15 protein-coding genes and 2 pseudogenes are annotated in these 16,862 nt (G+C 59.3%); 14 read left to right on the forward strand and 3 right to left on the reverse strand.

Annotation, left to right across the window (positions count from 1 at the left end; all coding sequences use genetic code 11):
• The first annotated feature begins 460 nt into the window (after positions 1–460).
• The 14 genes and pseudogenes from ACWKWX_RS06825 to ACWKWX_RS06890 all read left to right on the forward strand — a co-directional run.
• Entirely contained in the window at positions 461–1,282 is an 822-nt protein-coding gene (locus tag ACWKWX_RS06825) for a PFL_4669 family integrating conjugative element protein (RefSeq protein WP_483827293.1), read from the forward strand.
• Complete coding sequence (locus tag ACWKWX_RS06830; protein WP_483827294.1) at positions 1,279–1,809, forward strand: DUF3158 family protein; 531 nt, start codon at positions 1,279–1,281, stop codon at positions 1,807–1,809. Before ACWKWX_RS06825 ends, ACWKWX_RS06830 begins: the two co-directional genes overlap by 4 nt.
• A complete protein-coding gene (locus tag ACWKWX_RS06835; RefSeq protein ID WP_483827295.1) occupies positions 1,806–2,765 on the forward strand; it encodes a DNA-methyltransferase in 960 nt (319 codons plus the stop codon). Before ACWKWX_RS06830 ends, ACWKWX_RS06835 begins: the two co-directional genes overlap by 4 nt.
• A 44-nt stretch (positions 2,766–2,809) precedes the next feature.
• A complete protein-coding gene (locus ACWKWX_RS06840) occupies positions 2,810–3,253 on the forward strand; it encodes a single-stranded DNA-binding protein (protein ID WP_195314577.1) in 444 nt (147 codons plus the stop codon).
• Positions 3,254–3,658: 405 nt separating this feature from the next.
• Positions 3,659–5,683, forward strand: coding sequence for a DNA topoisomerase III (locus tag ACWKWX_RS06845; protein ID WP_483827296.1), 2,025 nt, complete (start codon positions 3,659–3,661; stop codon positions 5,681–5,683).
• Between the two features lie 551 nt (positions 5,684–6,234).
• Positions 6,235–6,657 (forward strand): annotated as a pseudogene (locus ACWKWX_RS06850) (DNA cytosine methyltransferase); the annotation flags it as partial.
• Between the two features lie 60 nt (positions 6,658–6,717).
• On the forward strand, positions 6,718–7,122 hold the full coding sequence (gene tnpA, locus ACWKWX_RS06855; RefSeq protein ID WP_112822697.1) for an IS66-like element accessory protein TnpA: 405 nt from the start codon (positions 6,718–6,720) through the stop codon (positions 7,120–7,122).
• Positions 7,119–7,469 carry an IS66 family insertion sequence element accessory protein TnpB gene (tnpB, locus tag ACWKWX_RS06860; protein WP_483827297.1) on the forward strand — a complete coding sequence of 117 codons (351 nt, stop codon included), beginning with the start codon at positions 7,119–7,121 and terminating at the stop codon, positions 7,467–7,469. Before tnpA ends, tnpB begins: the two co-directional genes overlap by 4 nt.
• A 59-nt stretch (positions 7,470–7,528) precedes the next feature.
• Positions 7,529–9,166, forward strand: coding sequence for an IS66 family transposase (gene tnpC / locus ACWKWX_RS06865; protein ID WP_483827298.1), 1,638 nt, complete (start codon positions 7,529–7,531; stop codon positions 9,164–9,166).
• Complete coding sequence (locus ACWKWX_RS06870) at positions 9,166–9,465, forward strand: hypothetical protein (RefSeq protein ID WP_483827299.1); 300 nt, start codon at positions 9,166–9,168, stop codon at positions 9,463–9,465. The genes tnpC and ACWKWX_RS06870 overlap by 1 nt, the downstream gene beginning before the upstream one ends.
• A gap of 318 nt (positions 9,466–9,783) precedes the next feature.
• The gene (locus ACWKWX_RS06875; RefSeq protein WP_483827300.1) at positions 9,784–10,992 is read left to right on the forward strand and encodes a site-specific integrase; all 1,209 of its coding nucleotides are present in this window, start codon (positions 9,784–9,786) and stop codon (positions 10,990–10,992) included.
• Positions 10,992–11,987 (forward strand): tyrosine-type recombinase/integrase, encoded by a 996-nt coding sequence (locus ACWKWX_RS06880; RefSeq protein WP_483827301.1) that lies wholly within the window; start codon positions 10,992–10,994, stop codon positions 11,985–11,987. The genes ACWKWX_RS06875 and ACWKWX_RS06880 overlap by 1 nt, the downstream gene beginning before the upstream one ends.
• Complete coding sequence (locus tag ACWKWX_RS06885) at positions 11,980–13,029, forward strand: tyrosine-type recombinase/integrase (RefSeq protein WP_483827302.1); 1,050 nt, start codon at positions 11,980–11,982, stop codon at positions 13,027–13,029. The genes ACWKWX_RS06880 and ACWKWX_RS06885 overlap by 8 nt, the downstream gene beginning before the upstream one ends.
• A gap of 946 nt (positions 13,030–13,975) precedes the next feature.
• Positions 13,976–14,347 (forward strand): annotated as a pseudogene (locus tag ACWKWX_RS06890) (DNA cytosine methyltransferase); the annotation flags it as partial.
• A gap of 49 nt (positions 14,348–14,396) precedes the next feature.
• Here the strand turns inward: ACWKWX_RS06890 and ACWKWX_RS06895 are convergent.
• From ACWKWX_RS06895 to ACWKWX_RS06905, 3 genes are read right to left on the reverse strand one after another with little or no spacing between them, the layout of a single operon-like run.
• Entirely contained in the window at positions 14,397–15,554 is a 1,158-nt protein-coding gene (locus ACWKWX_RS06895) for a hypothetical protein (RefSeq protein ID WP_229044368.1), read from the reverse strand.
• A 24-nt stretch (positions 15,555–15,578) separates the two neighbouring features.
• Positions 15,579–15,890 (reverse strand): AzlD domain-containing protein, encoded by a 312-nt coding sequence (locus tag ACWKWX_RS06900; protein ID WP_195314583.1) that lies wholly within the window; start codon positions 15,888–15,890, stop codon positions 15,579–15,581.
• Positions 15,887–16,537: an AzlC family ABC transporter permease gene (locus tag ACWKWX_RS06905; RefSeq protein WP_234471841.1), complete on the reverse strand. Its 651-nt coding sequence runs from the start codon at positions 16,535–16,537 to the stop codon at positions 15,887–15,889. Before ACWKWX_RS06905 ends, ACWKWX_RS06900 begins: the two co-directional genes overlap by 4 nt.
• Positions 16,538–16,862: the final 325 nt, after the last annotated feature.

Consider the following 16,862-nt stretch of genomic DNA (forward strand, 5'->3'; position numbering starts at 1 on the left):
GCGCTTTATCGTGGTCGACGGGCGAGCGTCCACCGAGAGCCATGGACGCCTATACCCTGGGTATAGCGCAACACGCAGCCTTCCAGCTATTGCATCTAGGTCTTTGCCCTGGCTGACGAGGCCGAAAGTCCACTGAGAGCCGTGGACGCCTATACCCCGGGTATAGCGCAACACACAGCCTTCCGGCCTCGGGTAGCCGTGAGCCGGTCCGACCGGGAATTCGAATGTCCACCGAAGGCCATGGAAGCCTATACCACTGGTATAGAAGAACAGCCTGCCTTCCCGATCCGGTTAGATTTCGTGAACCTCGCTCCCACGAATAGATTCCCGGTTCCGATACCGGGCCAGCCGTCCCGCCGCCTGCTCACAAACAGGCGCTGCTCCGGTGCGGTTTGATGACTGACGGCCTTCCGGCCAATGGCGATGCTGACCTCTCGTTCCAATACCGGGAGTCGTCAACATGGCAAACGAAACAGAATCTCTGCAGTTGAACCTGGGGTCCCTGCGCAGCGCGATGTCGCTGACGTTGCACACCCATCATGCCTCGCGCATCTGGCACGGGCGCACACCATCCGAAGGCAAGCCCGGCATCATCGGCCTCAACGGCTTTGTCGCCATCATGAACAAGCTGAAGCGCGGCGCCGAGCAGGACGATCCCTATTCGGACTGGTGGATGCTGCGCATCGAGGACAAGCTCAGCGCAACCAAGGAGCAGCTTCAAACCCTGCGCGAGCAGGTCGATCAGGCGCTCGCCGACATCCCGCAGGCGCTCAGCCTCGGCGAAAACCTCAATGTCCAGCCGGTCAAGCTGCCGCTGTTCGTTTCCTCGCAGCTCGGCTTCATGGCCGTGTATCTCCTGGCCGACTATGACGATCTTGCCCGGCGTTTGATCCTGGCGCATCACACGGCCCTGATCGACCGCAGCACGCTCGAACGCTGGCTGGGCGAAGGCGCGCATTCCCTGCGCAGTCTGTTCAGCCTGGCGCAGCAGTATCGCTACTCCGGCACGAAGCGCGACGACTTCGCAGCCAACAACGCCGCAGCACGTGCGGCCTTGGAGAAGTATGGCGAGCTGCCGCAGGACGTGCTCGAAGGCGAGCGCCGCTCCCGCTTCGCGCCGCCGCTTATCCGGCGTTCGCCGCTGGCCTCGGCGATACCGCGGTCCGGATCATCGGCTGTCGTGCCGGTCAACGACGCCGACCAGACTGCGCCAGCCGATTCCGATGCCGAAGCCGGGGATGAAGCATCCGCATCTTCGGACGAAGAGGATGCGTCAGCATGAGCGAGACAAACCGCTTCGAGGCGCTGGAACAGGCTGACTTCCAGAAGCTGGAACACGCAGCCTACCTAAAAGGCCTTTTAAGACCTTTTAAAGGTAATGGGGAGCTTGCGACCTGGGCCAGCCAGTGCGAAGCGCTGCGGGACGACCTGATTGGCCTGGCGCAGCGCAAGGTGCTGGCGCAGGCCCGCAGTCATCCCTTCAACCTGCTGCCCGTTCAACTGGCCCAACAGACCACTGGCGCAGGGACAACCTTTCTTCGCTGGCGCAACCTCGACCGTTCCAGCATGGGCGTGGCGCTGTGGGAAGGACTGATCGCCAGCCCTGCCACACCGATCAGCCTGATCGACGACCTCCTTGCGCTGGAACAGCAGCGCATCGTGCTGAACATGCAGATCAGCCTGTGCCACACCATTGCCCGGCAGGGAATGGAATGCGCCAGCAAGGTGGTGTCGGCGCAGGCGGCTCACCATCGCCGGGCCGCTGGAGGAGCCGGTACTGGTCCATCGAATGGCAGGCCATCGTCATGAGCAGGCCTGTCAATGATGCGGGTCGCTGGATCGATCGCACCCATGCCGGCGATTGCCGCCAGTTGTTGAAACGGATGCACCAGGACGGCGTGCAGGTGCAGATGTGCGTGACCAGTCCTCCGTACTTCGGCCTGCGCAGCTACCTGCCCGCAGGACATCCGGACAAGCGCCTGGAGATCGGACGGCAAATCACGGTTCGGCAATACATCCGCGACCTGGTTGACGTGTTCCGCGCGGTTCGTCAGGTGCTGGCCGATGACGGAACGTTGTGGGTCGTCATCGGGGATACCTACGCCGCAACCCGGACATGGCAGGCGCCGAGCACTCGCGGAGGCCCCAAACACGCTGCTGCCCAACGGGCCGCCGGCGGCATGCGAGCCGGGGATGGGCTCAAACCCAAGGACATGATGGGCATTCCCTGGGCGCTTGCTTTCGCCTTGCGCAGGGATGGCTGGTATCTGCGCCAGGACATTGTGTGGGCCAAGCCCAATCCGATGCCTGAAAGCGTGGCCGACCGTTGCACCCGGTCGCATGAATATCTGTTCCTGCTCGCCAAGAATCGCCACTACTACTTCGATCAGGACGCGATCCGCGAACCCTCGACCGATCCCCGCGGCCCCGGCAACACCCGTCCTGTCAGCGCACCGCCAGGCGAACGCGCTTCCAGCGGCAACGCCAATCTGCGCGGCAGTCTGCACAAGATCGGCGCGCACAGCACCCGCAACAGGCGGGATGTCTGGACCATCGCGAGCAAGCCATTTCGCGGGGGCCATTTCGCTGTGTTTCCCGACACCCTTGTGACGCCGTGCGTTCTCGCCGGCTCCCGCGCTGGCGACACCGTACTCGATCCATTCATGGGCAGCGGCACGACCGCCGTGGCAGCGCTACGCCTGCAACGGCATTTCATCGGCTGCGAATTGAACCGGTCGTTCATCGACCTGCAGCACCTGCACTGATGCCCATCGGTGCAGGTATTTCCCACCAGCAAGGAGTTTTCACTATGAGCACGCACTACTACGGCGAAGGCAACATCGGTTCTGCGCCGGACTATCGGGAGTTTCCGAACGGGAACGACGAGCCGCGCAGGCTTCTTCGCCTGAATGTCTATTTCGACAATCCGGTTCCGACCAAGGATGGGTTCGAGGATCGCGGCGGCTTCTGGGCCCCCGTGGAAATCTGGCACCGCGACGCCGAGCACTGGAAGGGCCTGTACCAGAAGGGCATGCGCGTTCTGGTCGAAGGACGCGCCGTTCGCGACGAGTGGGAGGATGCGGAAGAAAACGAGCGCGTCACCTTCAAGATCGAGGCCCGGCGGATCGGCATCCTTCCCTATCGGGTCGAGGCCGTGACGCTCGGCGCGAAGCCACAGGAGATCGAGGGCGAAGCGGAGACGAAACCGAAGGAGACCAGGGGGCAGAAGGAACCGAAGCAGGGTAAGGCGTAAGAATAGGCAGCACCGAGGGCGGCTGCGCCATCCCACAGCCGCCCTCAATCTTTGTTGTTCGCGAAGGTGCAGGTCTTGCGGGGGCGACTGTAGCAATCAACATGCGCCCTCAATGCGCCAGTACGCCCACCCAGCGATGATTACCGCCTGCACCTGCAGCAGCCACATTCGGGCCGATCCCTGATGGCGAGGTCCACTGGCTTCCACTGAGTTTCGCGCGCACACCGATGGCGAAGCCTCAGTACATCATCCCTTTCCCACGATCGTTACTCATTGCCGCAACGATGCTCCCGGCGTGCAAAAAGCCGGTCAGCATGTAGTCCCCCTTGTTTGCTGCCTGCCGCTGATCTCCCCGGCATTCTGGTGCTCATTCGACGATCACCATGCCATTTCCGGGGAGGCCGCATGCGACTGTATCTGTGCGAGAAGCCTTCGCAAGGTAAGGACATCGCCCGAGTGCTGAGCGCCAGGCAGCGAGGTAACGGCTGCTACAACGGACCCGGTATCGTCGTGACCTGGTGCATCGGCCATCTGGTCGAAGCGGCGCCACCGGAAGCTTACGGCGAGCAGTACAAGCGCTGGTCCATCGAACAGCTTCCGATTCTTCCAGAGCGCTGGCGCAACGAGGTCAAATCCTCGACCGCCACGCAATTCAAAGCGGTCAAACAGCTGATCGGACAAGCCACCGAACTGGTGATTGCCACCGACGCGGACCGTGAGGGCGAGATGATCGCCCGCGAGATCATCGACCTGTGCGGCTACCGTGGCTCCATTCAGCGTCTCTGGTTGTCGGCGCTCAACGATGCATCGATCCGTAAGGCGCTGGATGCCCTGAAGCCGTCGAGCGAGACATTGCCGATGTACTACTCGGCGCTCGCCCGTTCACGTGCGGACTGGCTGATCGGCATGAACCTCAGCCGTCTGTTCACCGTGCTCGGCCGGCAGGCCGGCTATCAGGGCGTGCTGTCGGTCGGCCGTGTGCAGACCCCGACGCTGAAGCTGGTCGTTGACCGCGATCGCGAAATTGCGCGTTTTGTTTCCGTGCCGTTCTGGGCTGTCGAAGTGCGGCTGTCCCATTCGGGCCAATCATTCTCCGCCAGCTGGGTGCCGCCCGAAGGTGCCAGCGATGAGGCTGGAAGATGCCTGCAACAATCCGTGGCATTGCATGCGGCAGATCAGATACGCGATGGCCGCGAGGCGCTGGTGCAATCGGTGGAAACCGAGCGCGTGCGCGAAGCCCCGCCACTGCCGTTCGATCTCGGCACGCTGCAGGAAACGTGCTCCAGGCAGTTCGGCCTCGACGTCCAGGAAACGCTGGACATTGCCCAAGCCTTGTACGAAACGCACAAGGCGACGACCTATCCGCGCAGCGACTCCGGCTATCTGCCGGAAAGCATGTTTGCCGAAGTGCCGGCCGTGCTCGACGCCATTGTTGCCACCGATCCCAGCCTGCGCCCGTTGATCGACCGGCTCGACCGAAATCAGCGTTCACGCGCCTGGAACGATGCGAAAGTAACGGCGCACCACGGCATCATCCCGACGCTGGAACCCAGCAATCTTTCGGCCATGTCGGAGAAGGAACGGGCGGTGTATGGACTGATCCGTGCGCACTTCATTGCGCAGTTCATGCCCCACCACGAGTTCGACCGGACGGTCGCGCGATTGTCGGCGAGCGGCCAATCGCTGCAGGCGAACGGCAAACAGGTGATCGTTCCGGGCTGGCGGCTCGCGCTGATCAACAGCGAACCGGAGACACAAGACGGCAAGGACGACGAACCCGCTCAGCGGAGCCAGATCCTGCCGCCTCTGAGCAACGGCACCCGCTGCGGTGTCGATCAGGTCGAGTTGAAGGCACTGAAAACGATGCCGCCCAAGCCCTATACCCAGGGCGAATTGATCAAGGCCATGAAAGGCGTCGCCAAACTGGTGACCGACCCGCGGTTGAAGCAGAAACTCAAGGAGACGACGGGCATCGGCACCGAAGCCACGCGCGCCAGCATCATCAACGGCCTGCTCGGCCGGAGCTATCTGGTCAAGAAAGGCCGTTCCATTCGCGCTTCGGATGCCGCATTCACGCTCATTGACGCTGTGCCGTCCGCCATTGCCGATCCGGGTACGACCGCCGTCTGGGAACAGGCCCTGGACATGATTGAAGCTGGTCAGCTGACGCTGGACACGTTCATCGAAAAGCAATCCATCTGGATCACGCAGTTGGTCCGGCAATACGGAAGTACCAGCTTGTCCATCAAGGTTCCCGAGGGGCCGGCCTGTCCTGTGTGCGGCGCCGCGACCCGGCAGCGCACCGGCAAGACCGGCGTCTTCTGGTCGTGTAGCCGTTACCCAGACTGCAAGGGCACCGTGGCGATCGAATCGTCCGGTGGCAAGCATCCGGCCGCCCGCAAGCGGCGTGCGCCCCGCAAGACTTCCTGACGTCAGACACGTCCTGCCCATACCGCGATTTCCAGCGGTTGTCAGGCATTGCCCCGCCAACGGCGGGGTATCCCGAGCATGTCTCCGCCTTCTGCAAAGGCATGTTCCCCTCCAGCGGTTCGTGTCGCCGGGAGGGATGAAGGTGTTTTCCTGCCCGGTTGCGTAAACGCAGCCTGTTGATCAGCGATTTCTGCGTCCGATCCGAAGGGTCTCCTGGCGCCTTGCATGCGAGGCGCCAGGAGACCCTTCGGGGACGACGGTGTTCGATTCCGGTGCCCGCCGGTGAAACAACGGGTTCCTTTTGTGCGCGGATGTGCGCCGAACGATGCCGACCCCAGCCACGAAACGGGTCGGGTGCGACCGCTGACACAGCGACAGGCTCATGACGACGGCCAGGTCTCTGCGACAGCCCACAGGTGGTTTCCTTGTCTGTCGCTGGAGGCATCAGCCTCCAGCGCCCTGTTCCTCTCCTTCCTCGCTTTGCACCACCGCCGACCCATCGGTCGCGCGGCCACGGGCCATTTCGCCCCAACCAGAACAGGAGATGCGACATGAACCATCCCAACCTTCAATACGGCAGCGTCTGCAGCGGCATCGAGGCCGTCAGCCTGGCCTGGAAACCGCTCGGCTGGCATCCGGCCTGGTTTTCGGAAATCGATCCGTTTCCGAATGCCGTACTCGCCCACCATTACCCCGATGTCCCCAACCTCGGCGACATGACGGGGATTGCCGATCAGATCCTCGCCGGCACCGCGCCTGCGCCCGACATTCTGGTCGGAGGCACGCCTTGCCAGGCGTTCAGCGTGGCCGGCGCGCGCGGCGGCCTGTCCGACCCGCGTGGCGCCCTGACCCTCAAATACACGGAGCTTGCAAATGCCATCGACCAAACCCGCCAGCAACAGCATCAACAGCCCTCGGTCATCGTCTGGGAAAACGTCCCCGGCGTCCTCTCCGACAAATCCAATGCTTTTGGAGTACCCCTCCGCCGAAGGCCGTCTGTTGTGATTTGCTGATTGGCTTTAAGTCCATGCCTTATGTCATGCGCTACAGTCATTTCCCCCATTGAGGTCTTACCGGCCGACCATTTTGGTCGCCGACGAGATTGGTCGGATGAAGAGAAGGTCCGGATCGTTGAGGAGAGCCTGCGAGGCTTTCGGCAGGGCTCGATGACGGCGCGGCGTTATGGATTGTCGCGGTCGTTGTTGACCCGTTGGCGTCGGGAATACCGAAGCGGGCTTCTGAACGTTTCCGCTACAACGGGTTTCATACCGCTTTCGATTTCGCCGCCGTCGGCATCTTTCGAGATGGCCTCACCGCCGCGGCCTGAAGACGACAGGACGATCGAGATCGGCCTACCGAACGGTCGACGGCTGACGATCCCGGCCTCGCTTGATCCAACTATCCTTGCTCGGCTGTTGCCGGTTCTGGACGCGTCATGATCGCCTTTCCGCCCGGAGTGAAGGTGTGGATTGCGGGCGGCGTGACGGACATGCGCTGCGGCATGAACACCCTGTCGTTGAAGGTGCAAGAAGGCCTTGGCCGCGACCCTCATGGGGGCGAGGTCTTCTGCTTCCGCGGTCGCAAGGGTGACTTAATCAAAGTCCTTTGGCATGACGGCGTCGGCATGTCGCTTTACCTGAAGCGGCTGGAGGCTGGAAAGTTTATCTGGCCCGTCAGCCAGAGTGGCTCCTCCGTGCCAGTGTCGGCAGCGCAACTTGGCTATCTCCTGGAAGGAATCGACTGGCGCAATCCACGCTGGACACAGCGGCCTTCGAAGGCTGGTTGATTGTCTTCACTTCTCTGTTTTTGTTGGTCTTTCAGCACGTTGCATGGTAGCTTTTTGCCATGGATGATGCTGCTTCGGAGATAGCCAGACTGCGGGCCGCACTCGCGGAATCCGAAGCGCGTGCCGCTTCTGCCGAGGCTGATCTCGCACAGGTGCGAGCCGTCGTGACGACGTCGGAGGCGGTGATCCGGCACCTCAAGCTTGAGATCGCCAAGTTGCGCCGTGAGCAATATGGCCAGAGCTCGGAACGGCGAGCCCGGCTGATCGACCAGATGGAATTGCAGCTCGAAGAACTTGAGACCGACGCCACCGAGGACGAGATCGCCGCGGAACGCGTGGCGGCGGAGGTTGTGCAAGTTCCAGCCTTTGAACGCCGCCGCCCAGTCCGCAAGCCGTTTCCCGAGCACCTGCCGCGCGAACGGCTGATCATTGAAGCTCCTTCGACCTGCAACTGCTGTGGCTCAGCCCGGATCATTAAGATGGGCGAGGACATTACCGAGACGTTGGAGATCATTCCGCGCCAGTGGAAGGTAATCCAGACGGTGCGCGAGAAGTTCACCTGCCGGGACTGCGAGAAGATCAGCCAGTCACCGGCACCTTTCCATGCGACACCACGCGGATGGGCGGGACCGAACCTGCTGGCGACGATCCTGTTCGAGAAGTTCGGCCAGCACCAGCCATTGAACCGCCAAGCCGAGCGCTACGCCAGGGAGGGCGTCGATCTCAGCCTCTCTACGCTGGCCGACCAGGTTGGAGCCTGTGCAACGGCGCTGCAGCCGATTCATGATCTGATCCGCGCCCATGTCCTGGCCGCCGGTCGGCTTCATGGCGACGACACCACCGTGCCGCTGCTGGCCAGGGGAGCAACGAAGCAGGCAAGGTTATGGACCTACGTTCGCGATGATCGTCCCTTCGCGGGCGGCGCGCCTCCTGCGGCACTCTTCTACTTCTCTGCGGATAGGGAGAAGACCCATCCCAACATGCATCTTGCCGGATGGCACGGCATACTGCAGGCGGATGCCTATGGCGGCTACAACGATCTCTACCGAGCGGATCGCCGCCCCGAGCCGGTCAAGAGCGCGCTCTGCTGGAGCCATGCGCGGCGCAAGTTCTTCGAACTGGCCGATATCGCCGGTAACGTGCGCAAGGGCAAACCTGCCCACGAGATATCGCCGGTCGCCCTCGAGGCTGTAGCCCGCATCGATACGCTCTTCGACATCGAGCGGGGCATAAACGGGACGTCCGCAGAGGAACGATTAGCTGCCCGACAACAGCATACTCGTCCGCTTGTCGAGGACCTGCACGACTGGCTCATGACCCAGCGTTCCCAGATGTCGAAGCACAATCCCGTCGCCAAGGCGATCAACTACATGTTCGACAAGGACGGGCGCTGGGAAGCCTTCACCCGGTTCCTCGACGATGGCAGGCTCTGCATGTCGAACAATGCGGCAGAGCGCGCTCTGCGCGGAATCGCTCTGGGAAGAAAGGCATGGCTATTCGCTGGCTCCCAGCGCGGCGGCGAGCGTGCTGCCTTCATGTATTCCCTGATCGTCACGGCTAAGATGAACGATATCGATCCGCAGGCCTGGCTGGCCGACGTGCTCGCCCGCATGCCCAACCTTCCCGTGTCACGGCTGCCCGAACTATTGCCATGGAACTGGCCCGCCAACGGCCACACCCGGCAGGTGGCTGCCTGATGGCGCGCCCGACCCATGTCTACACGATCGATTACGTCGCCAAACTGATCGGCGAGAACATCGAACTCATCCGGAAGATCGCCGGCGACTCGGACAACATCGACTACGGCGAGATCATTTATGCCCACGACGGCAGCGAAGAGGGCATCATGACCTTAACAGACCGCGGAATCGAAAGCTTGCAGGAGTTCCTCGCGGATGTCCGCACATGGGACGGAGGTGTTCGGCAGTTCCTTATCGACGAGCAATGTGATCCAGAAAAGATCGAACGCATCATCGCTGATGAGCCGAATTCATAAGGTCTGCGGCCTAGCCCGGATGGTTACCTTTTGGATGCCTTCTGGGAGCACTGGCCGGCGAAAGCCGCGAACTGCAACCAGCAGGGGCCAAATGGACGAACGCGGGTTGTGTGTCTGGACCCCGCCGCAGCATCGCGTGGCGGGTACTCGACGCTCAATTATGTGAAGCTTCACATAATTGCGCTTATGGATTGCACTGCGTTATGCGCAGAAACTGCACTCAGGCCCCATAACTCAGACACTTCCCGAGCTATTGCTCAACATAATCTCCGATGATGGTTTTCGTGGCATGTCGTCACGCAAATCGGAGATATAAGCATGAAGAACGGAAACGTCGTACAGGGCGCCGCTCAGTTGGTAGAAGACCTGACTGGAAAGCTGGAGGCGATGGGCTACAGCGGCGCCACTATCACCCGCCTTAATTCGATCTGGAGAAATCTGATTCCCTATGCCAACGAGAACGCTTCCGGTGCGTTCTCGATGGAAATGGCGTGCGAGTTCATCCAGAGCCACTATGGATACCGCCTTGATGATCCCGATGCTTCCCACAACATCCATCGGGCAATCCATCTTCTCAGCGACTTCCAACGGTATGGGACAGTTTTCAAGCAATCACACGCCACGTTGAAGGGTTTCACGAAGTCCTTTCGTCATGTATTCGAAGGCTTCCTGCAGCACCTGTCCGACCAAGGTGTTGCCCCTGGTTCAGTTCGCACATGGCGAAGTCGGCTGTTTCGGCTTGAGCATTTCCTGATCCATCGCGGTGTAGAAGACTTTCGATTCATTCGGATTCAACACATCAATTCGTACATTGAATCTTTGGCCGGATTCTCATCGAGTACCGTTGGGTCGACGCTGCGGATTTTGAGGCAGCTCTTTCAGTACGCCCTCTCCAAAGGATTCCATGTAGACAGCTTCGACAAGGCGATACCCACGGTTCGGCGCCAGAAGCGCCAGCGACTGCCAACAGTGTTCGTCGCCAGTGAGACGGAGAAGATCCTGTCTGCGATTGACAGGAGCAATGCTCTGGGCAAGCGGAATTACGCGATCTTCCTTCTACTGGCAAGAATGGGTCTGCGGATCAGTGACGTTCGAGCACTGATGTTCCATCAGTTCGACTGGTCAAGGAATGTCATCTCGATCATTCAGCAAAAGACAAAAAGGCCACTCGACCTTCCGATCATGGATGAAGTTGGGTGGGCAATCATTGACTACCTGCGGAATGGTCGGCCGCATTCGGATTGCCAACAGATATTCATAAAACATATCGCCCCGTTCGATGGTCTGACCTCTGCATTCCATCGGCCAATGATTCAGTACCTTCGCAGGGCGGGTATCCATGTCCCGGCGAACAAGCCCCGGGGAGTTCATTCACTACGACATAGCCTGGCTACGACGTTGCTGCAGAAGCAGGTTCCAATTCAGACCATCTCTCACACCCTGGGTCATCTCGATATCGGCAGTACCAATGGGTACGTTCAGGTCAACCTTCCGCAACTGCGCCTATGCGCGCTGGAGGTAGCGTGATGTCTATATCGAACACTTACTTTACCGGCCCTTTCGCCCCGATGTGCGATGCATTCGTGACACAGATGCGCTCTCTGGGGCGGGCGTATAAGCAGCAGGCGATGCTCCTGCGGATGTTTGATAACTTCAGCAAGGGCTACAGCATTCAGGGTTTCACCATCACTGAAGAACTTGCTTCGGCCTGGAGCAAGAAACGTCCGAACGAAGCCGAATCCACGCGGCATTCTCGTGTGGGTGAGATGCATCGTTTCGCCAGGTTTCTTGAACGGCGAGGGCATTCGTCCTTCCTCCTTCCAGCCAGTATTCCTCGACGGAGTTCGCACGTCCCGTACATCTTCACTGGCGAAGAGATCGGTCGAATATTCGACTATACGAGCGCCTTGAAGCCAAGTCCTGCGTCACGACTGATGCATCGCTCTATCCCCACGGTCATCAAGATCCTGTATGGATGTGGATTGAGGATTTCGGAGGTCTTTGCGCTACAAGTTCGTGATGTCGATTTGGATCACGGCGTTCTGCATGTCAGGCATGGGAAGAACGACCATGAGCGGCTTGTTCCCATGTCGGCCACGCTGACCGAAACATGTCGAGCATATGCAGTACAAGCGCTGATAGATGCAGATGGCTTCGCCCCATTCTTCTTCAATCGAAAGCGCGAGCCGTGCAGCTCAGGAGACTTTGGAAGACGCTTTCGACAAATACTATGGGAGGTGGGGATACCTTATTACGGCAAAGACCGTGGCCCGCGGCTTCACGACTTGCGGCACACGTTCGTTTGCCATCGGCTTAACAAATGGGCTAAAGAAAACGCGGATATGAATGCCCTGTTGCCCGTGCTCTCTGCCTACCTGGGACACGCCAACCTCACTTCGACTTACTACTATTTGAGGCTGACAGCCGAGGTATATCCAGACATAACCGCGACGCTTGAGGAGAGACTTGGACACATCTTCCCCCAGATCAATTACTTGACTGCGGAGGCATTAGATGACTAAGCATCGCCAACCAACTGACTTCGCATACGCATTGTCAAAATTCCTGGGAGAGTACCTGGTCGGGCAGCGTGGGATGAGCACGAACACCGTAGCGTCCTACCGCGATACGTTCTCCATCCTCTTGCAATTCATGGAGCACCAAACCGGCGTGAAGATCGAGCGGATTTGCATTGCGGATCTGCATCAGAAGCAAATACAAGCGTTTCTCCGATGGCTTGAGCAGGACAGGGGCAATTCCGTCAATACCAGGAATCAACGGCTCAGCGCGATAACGAGCTTCTTTCGCTTCGTGATGTCGATCTATCCAGAGCATATCCTCCTATGCCAACAAATCCTCAATATCCAATTCAAGAAGCGGCAGTCTTCAACGGTGGACTACCTGTCCATTGAGGCTGTGGAAGTGCTGCTCCAGCAGCCCAATGCACGGAAACCTATGGGACGAAGAGATCTGGTTCTGCTCAGCGTACTGTATGACACGGGGGCCAGAGTTCAGGAGCTTGCGAACATGAACGTGAGCGACTTGAAGCTGACAGCACCGGCAACAGCACGGCTGTTGGGCAAGGGAGCCAAAGTCCGTTTGGTCCCTCTGCTGGCGCCGACGACGGCTCTTTTAGTTTCATATCTGCAGGAGCATCACGGGCAGTACCCGGAGCAGAAAGATAAGCCCTTGTTCTGCAACAACGTCAGGAAGCGGCTAACAAGGGCAGGCATCTCCTACATTCTGCAGAAGTATGCCCAGGAGGCCGCGCAGAAAAATCCGGGCTTACTGGGGTCAAAAATCAGCCCGCATACATTGAGACACAGCAAAGCCATGCACCTGCTGCAGGCTGGCGTGAATCTGATCTACATCCGCGACCTGCTTGGCCACTCCGATATTAAGACGACAGAGATCTATGCGCGGGCGGATCTGGACAGCAAGAAAGCTGCGTTGGAAATGGCCTATCCAAGTAAGTCGAGGACCCCATATCCGGCGTGGAGCCAGGACGGCGAACTGCTCAGTTGGCTTCAATCCTTGGGAAAGGATCACCGGCCAGCAGGTTAATTATGTGAAGTAATTTCGGCGCAAGTGCCTGCGATCCTTGGTTGCGTTGCGCCGACTTTTCATAACGCTGCGCTATCCATAAGCCCAACATTTCGGTGTCGCCCAACGCCGCAAGCGCGTGTTTCTTGTGGCAAGTAGTCGTGACGGATTCGATCCCGCAGCGGTACTTTTTGAGCCCGATTGCCTGCACGGGGATTCTTCGCCGGGCGAGCAAACGTGGCAAATCGCCGCCGGACCTTTTGCAGGCAGCCCTGATGGCGCAGGCAGCTTTCCCGGATCTCTGGCCGGAGCCTACCAACGGGTATCCGTCACCGTCTGCTTCGGCGGCGGAAACCGGCAAGGGCCGATCGACAAAGCGGCCTGCCTGACCGCACGCGGGCACAAATGCGATTTCGAGGTCGAAACCTTTGCGGCTCAGTCGGTCACGGGACAGCAAACCCATGCCCTGAACACTGCCAACGGCGGCAAAGGCAGTAGTGAGGACGGAACCGGCCGCGGTGTACCCATCGTCACCCAGCTCACGCCCTGGTCCGCAATGCCCGTGGCCTTCGCCCAGAACAGCCGCAACGAGGTTCGCCTTGAAGCCGGTGACGGACAGATCGTTGGTGCGCTGTCGGTTGGCGGCGGCAAGCCGGGCCAGGGACTGCCTGCCATCGCCTATGTTCCTGCCCGGAACGCCGCATCGGTTGACCAGGGCGATGAGAAGACGCCGATGCTGGGATTCACCGCCCAGGGCAGCGGCGCGGATGTTCTCGAAAACCTTGCTCCAACCCTTCGCGCTGGCGGGCACGCCGACAGCCATGCCAATGCCGGCGTCGTGCCGGCGATCGCCTTCAAGACGCTTCGGGCCACCTTCAACTACGACATCTCCGGAACGCTGATCAGTCACTACAGCAAGAGGCAGGAGAATGCGGACACGATCCTCGGGCCGGATCTGATCGCACGCTCCGTCGCGGTGCGTGGGCGGGAGGGCGGCGCAACGGCCGAGCTGGGCGGTGCGGTCGCTGACGCTCTGCGCGCAAGCGGGGGCGGCAGCGACAAGGCCCATGTCCTGCTGCCCTCATTCGAGGCATATTTCCGTGGCGAATTGCTCCCGCCGGATGAAAGCGGCTGGTCGCAATGGGCTTGCTGGCGCGTCAGGCGGTTGATGCCTGTCGAGTGCGAGCGTCTTCAGGGAATGCCCGACAACTACACCCTGGTGCCGTATCGCGGCAAGCCTGCCGCCGACGCGCCGCGCTACAAGGCGATCGGTAATTCGATGGCCGTCCCCTGCGTGGCCTGGCTTGGCCAACGGCTTTCCATCTTCATGAACGCATAGCCCCATGCCACAAGGATCGTGGCACTCAGGGTTCCATCGGACGTCGACATTAGTTGAGACGGTATTCCAGATTATGGATATCTACCGGGTCTGCATTGCTGATCATCGTAAATACATAATCTAGACAGTTATGCAGCCCCCAGATATCCACATAGTCATAGGTGCCACGGAGCGCCATTTTCCGGGCATCCTTCTCCCTCAACTGCGCGTATGCATACCACTCACGAGCACTCCCGAAGCGGTGATGCCAGTCATGACAGACCAGCGATCCTTGGACGACCAGCATTCTGCAGGGCAAATGGAAGAACAGGTGCGCGACGCCCCATTTCAGCCAGCGACCGCTATTGCGCAGAGAAAAATCCGCCGGGCATCGGGAACCGCAAAAACGTGCCAGACAATTCTTCACATGGCTATCGCGAACAGTCTCGTCCGAACGACGCAGCAGCCATACATGCTCGGTAAGAAGGTGCAGCAATGACGCCATCTGGTACACGATGACAAAAGGAACGGCGATGATGAGACTGAAGAACAGCGCTCCATATTTCACCCCGACACCGACCAGGAATCCCATCCAGACCAACGACATGATGCGCCGATAAAGAGCCACGCCCGCGTAGTTGGACCGAAGCCGTCCCCACAGATATGACAGATGGAAGGATGGATTTATCAGCGTGAGAAGGAGATTTCTGTATAGCGCCTTCTTGCTTTTCCCCGGAGTGAAGCCGAGCTTGTAGATGGCGGCCAGGTCCTTGTCCTGGAATGTAGAGAAATCCTTACCGTGGTGCTCGTAGACATGAAATCTGCGATATGGCTCATACGGCTGCACGATGAACACCGTCGACAGGATTTCACACAGAGCCTTGTTTACAAGCTTGTTTCTGAACAGATGCCCGTGAACCCCGTGGTGAATGATCGTCGCGACCACATACCGCGCGCCTGATGCAGAAAATATCACCCCGATTACGTACGCCGTGACGGAGACGACAATGTTTTCACTATAGTAAACCGCCAACACGGTCAGCAGGACACCTACGGCCACCCAAACCAGCGACCACGCAACCATTTCCGCCGAACTGGACCGCCAGAGCTGGTCCCGATTAAGAATTTCCTTTCCCGTCAACCATGTCCACACCCCTTGAAGGGGAAGTATTTCGTATGATTCTCTTATTTCCGTAGATTCATCGTATCCCTTTGTTAATGTCTCCATGGCGCCTCCCTTGTATTCCTTCAGCTACAACACATAAACGAGCATGTAGAACACCAACAGGCTCGCGAGTACCGAGACCACCATCTGCCGGACGAATATGGCGATCACCACGGCGCAGATAGCGCCCAGAAAATATGGGTTCCCCGGGAACGCCCTTACGATGCCGTTCTCCATAAGAATGATCGGGCCGCAAATGGCGGTAAGCAGACATGGCGCGGAATACCGCAATGCATCGTGGAATACCTGCGGCATCTTCACCGGCGTGTTCGGGTCGAGAAAAACGTAGCGATTGACAAAGACAACCGCGGCCAACGTCAACAAGAGAGCCCAGGTCATTGCCGCTCCTTCGCGATACGGGATACAAAGACTGAAATCATCATGCTCGCGCAGCCCGCGATCACAATCGCGCCTTCCACGTCCAGATACGTGAGCAGCATGGAAAGCAGGAGCGAGGAGATGACGCCGACGAGCGTGCTGATGTTCTTGATCATTGGCACGACAATCGTGATGAAGGTCGCGATGATCGAGAAATCCAGGTGGTATTGATCGAGGTTCGGGATGGACGTCGCCATCGCGATACCCATCAGGCTGAACGCAACCCATCCGATATAGAACGTAATCCCTGCGCCCAGCAAATAACTGAACGACAGATCGCGCTTCCGATCCTCCTTGCTGCTCAACGCGAACAGTTCGTCGGTCAGCAGAAAGCCGATCGGCACCCGGAATCGAAGATGTAGCGTTGAAACGAATTTCCGAAGGTTCAATCCGTAAATGAGGTGCTGCGAGGTGATGAAGAACACCGAAATGATGATCGTGAGGGCATTTGCTCCCGACATCAGCAGTCCCAGGGTGACCAGCTGAGCGGCGCCCGCAAAGAAGATCGCGGACATACCGACGCTCTGCCAAAAATCGAGACCGGATTGAACCGCCATCGAACCCGCGAGTATTCCCCATGGAATCACGGACACACAAAGCGGCAGCATCTCTATGACACCGCTAAAGAACTCCCGTCGCCATGTATGCTGATGCCTTGATGAATGTTCATCAGGTATTGTTTTTTCCATTGTTGGCTTGTCAGTCTGAAAGTTAGAAGTTGACTGAGGCTAACAACGTGGAATGCCGGTGTATTGGATGAATTTGCTCATCACATCGGCGGTAACGACTGGACTTCTGGCGAGAGTGGTGGCGGGCTACATGGCCACAGATTTCAGCGCAAGCAGACACGCGGCCGGATGTTCCCGGCGCGATGATGGGCAGGAGGCTTGCTGCCACACACCGAGGCGGTGGTGAGTTCCGAAGCTACCGGGC

Source organism: Pseudomonas imperatae (assembly GCF_057128625.1).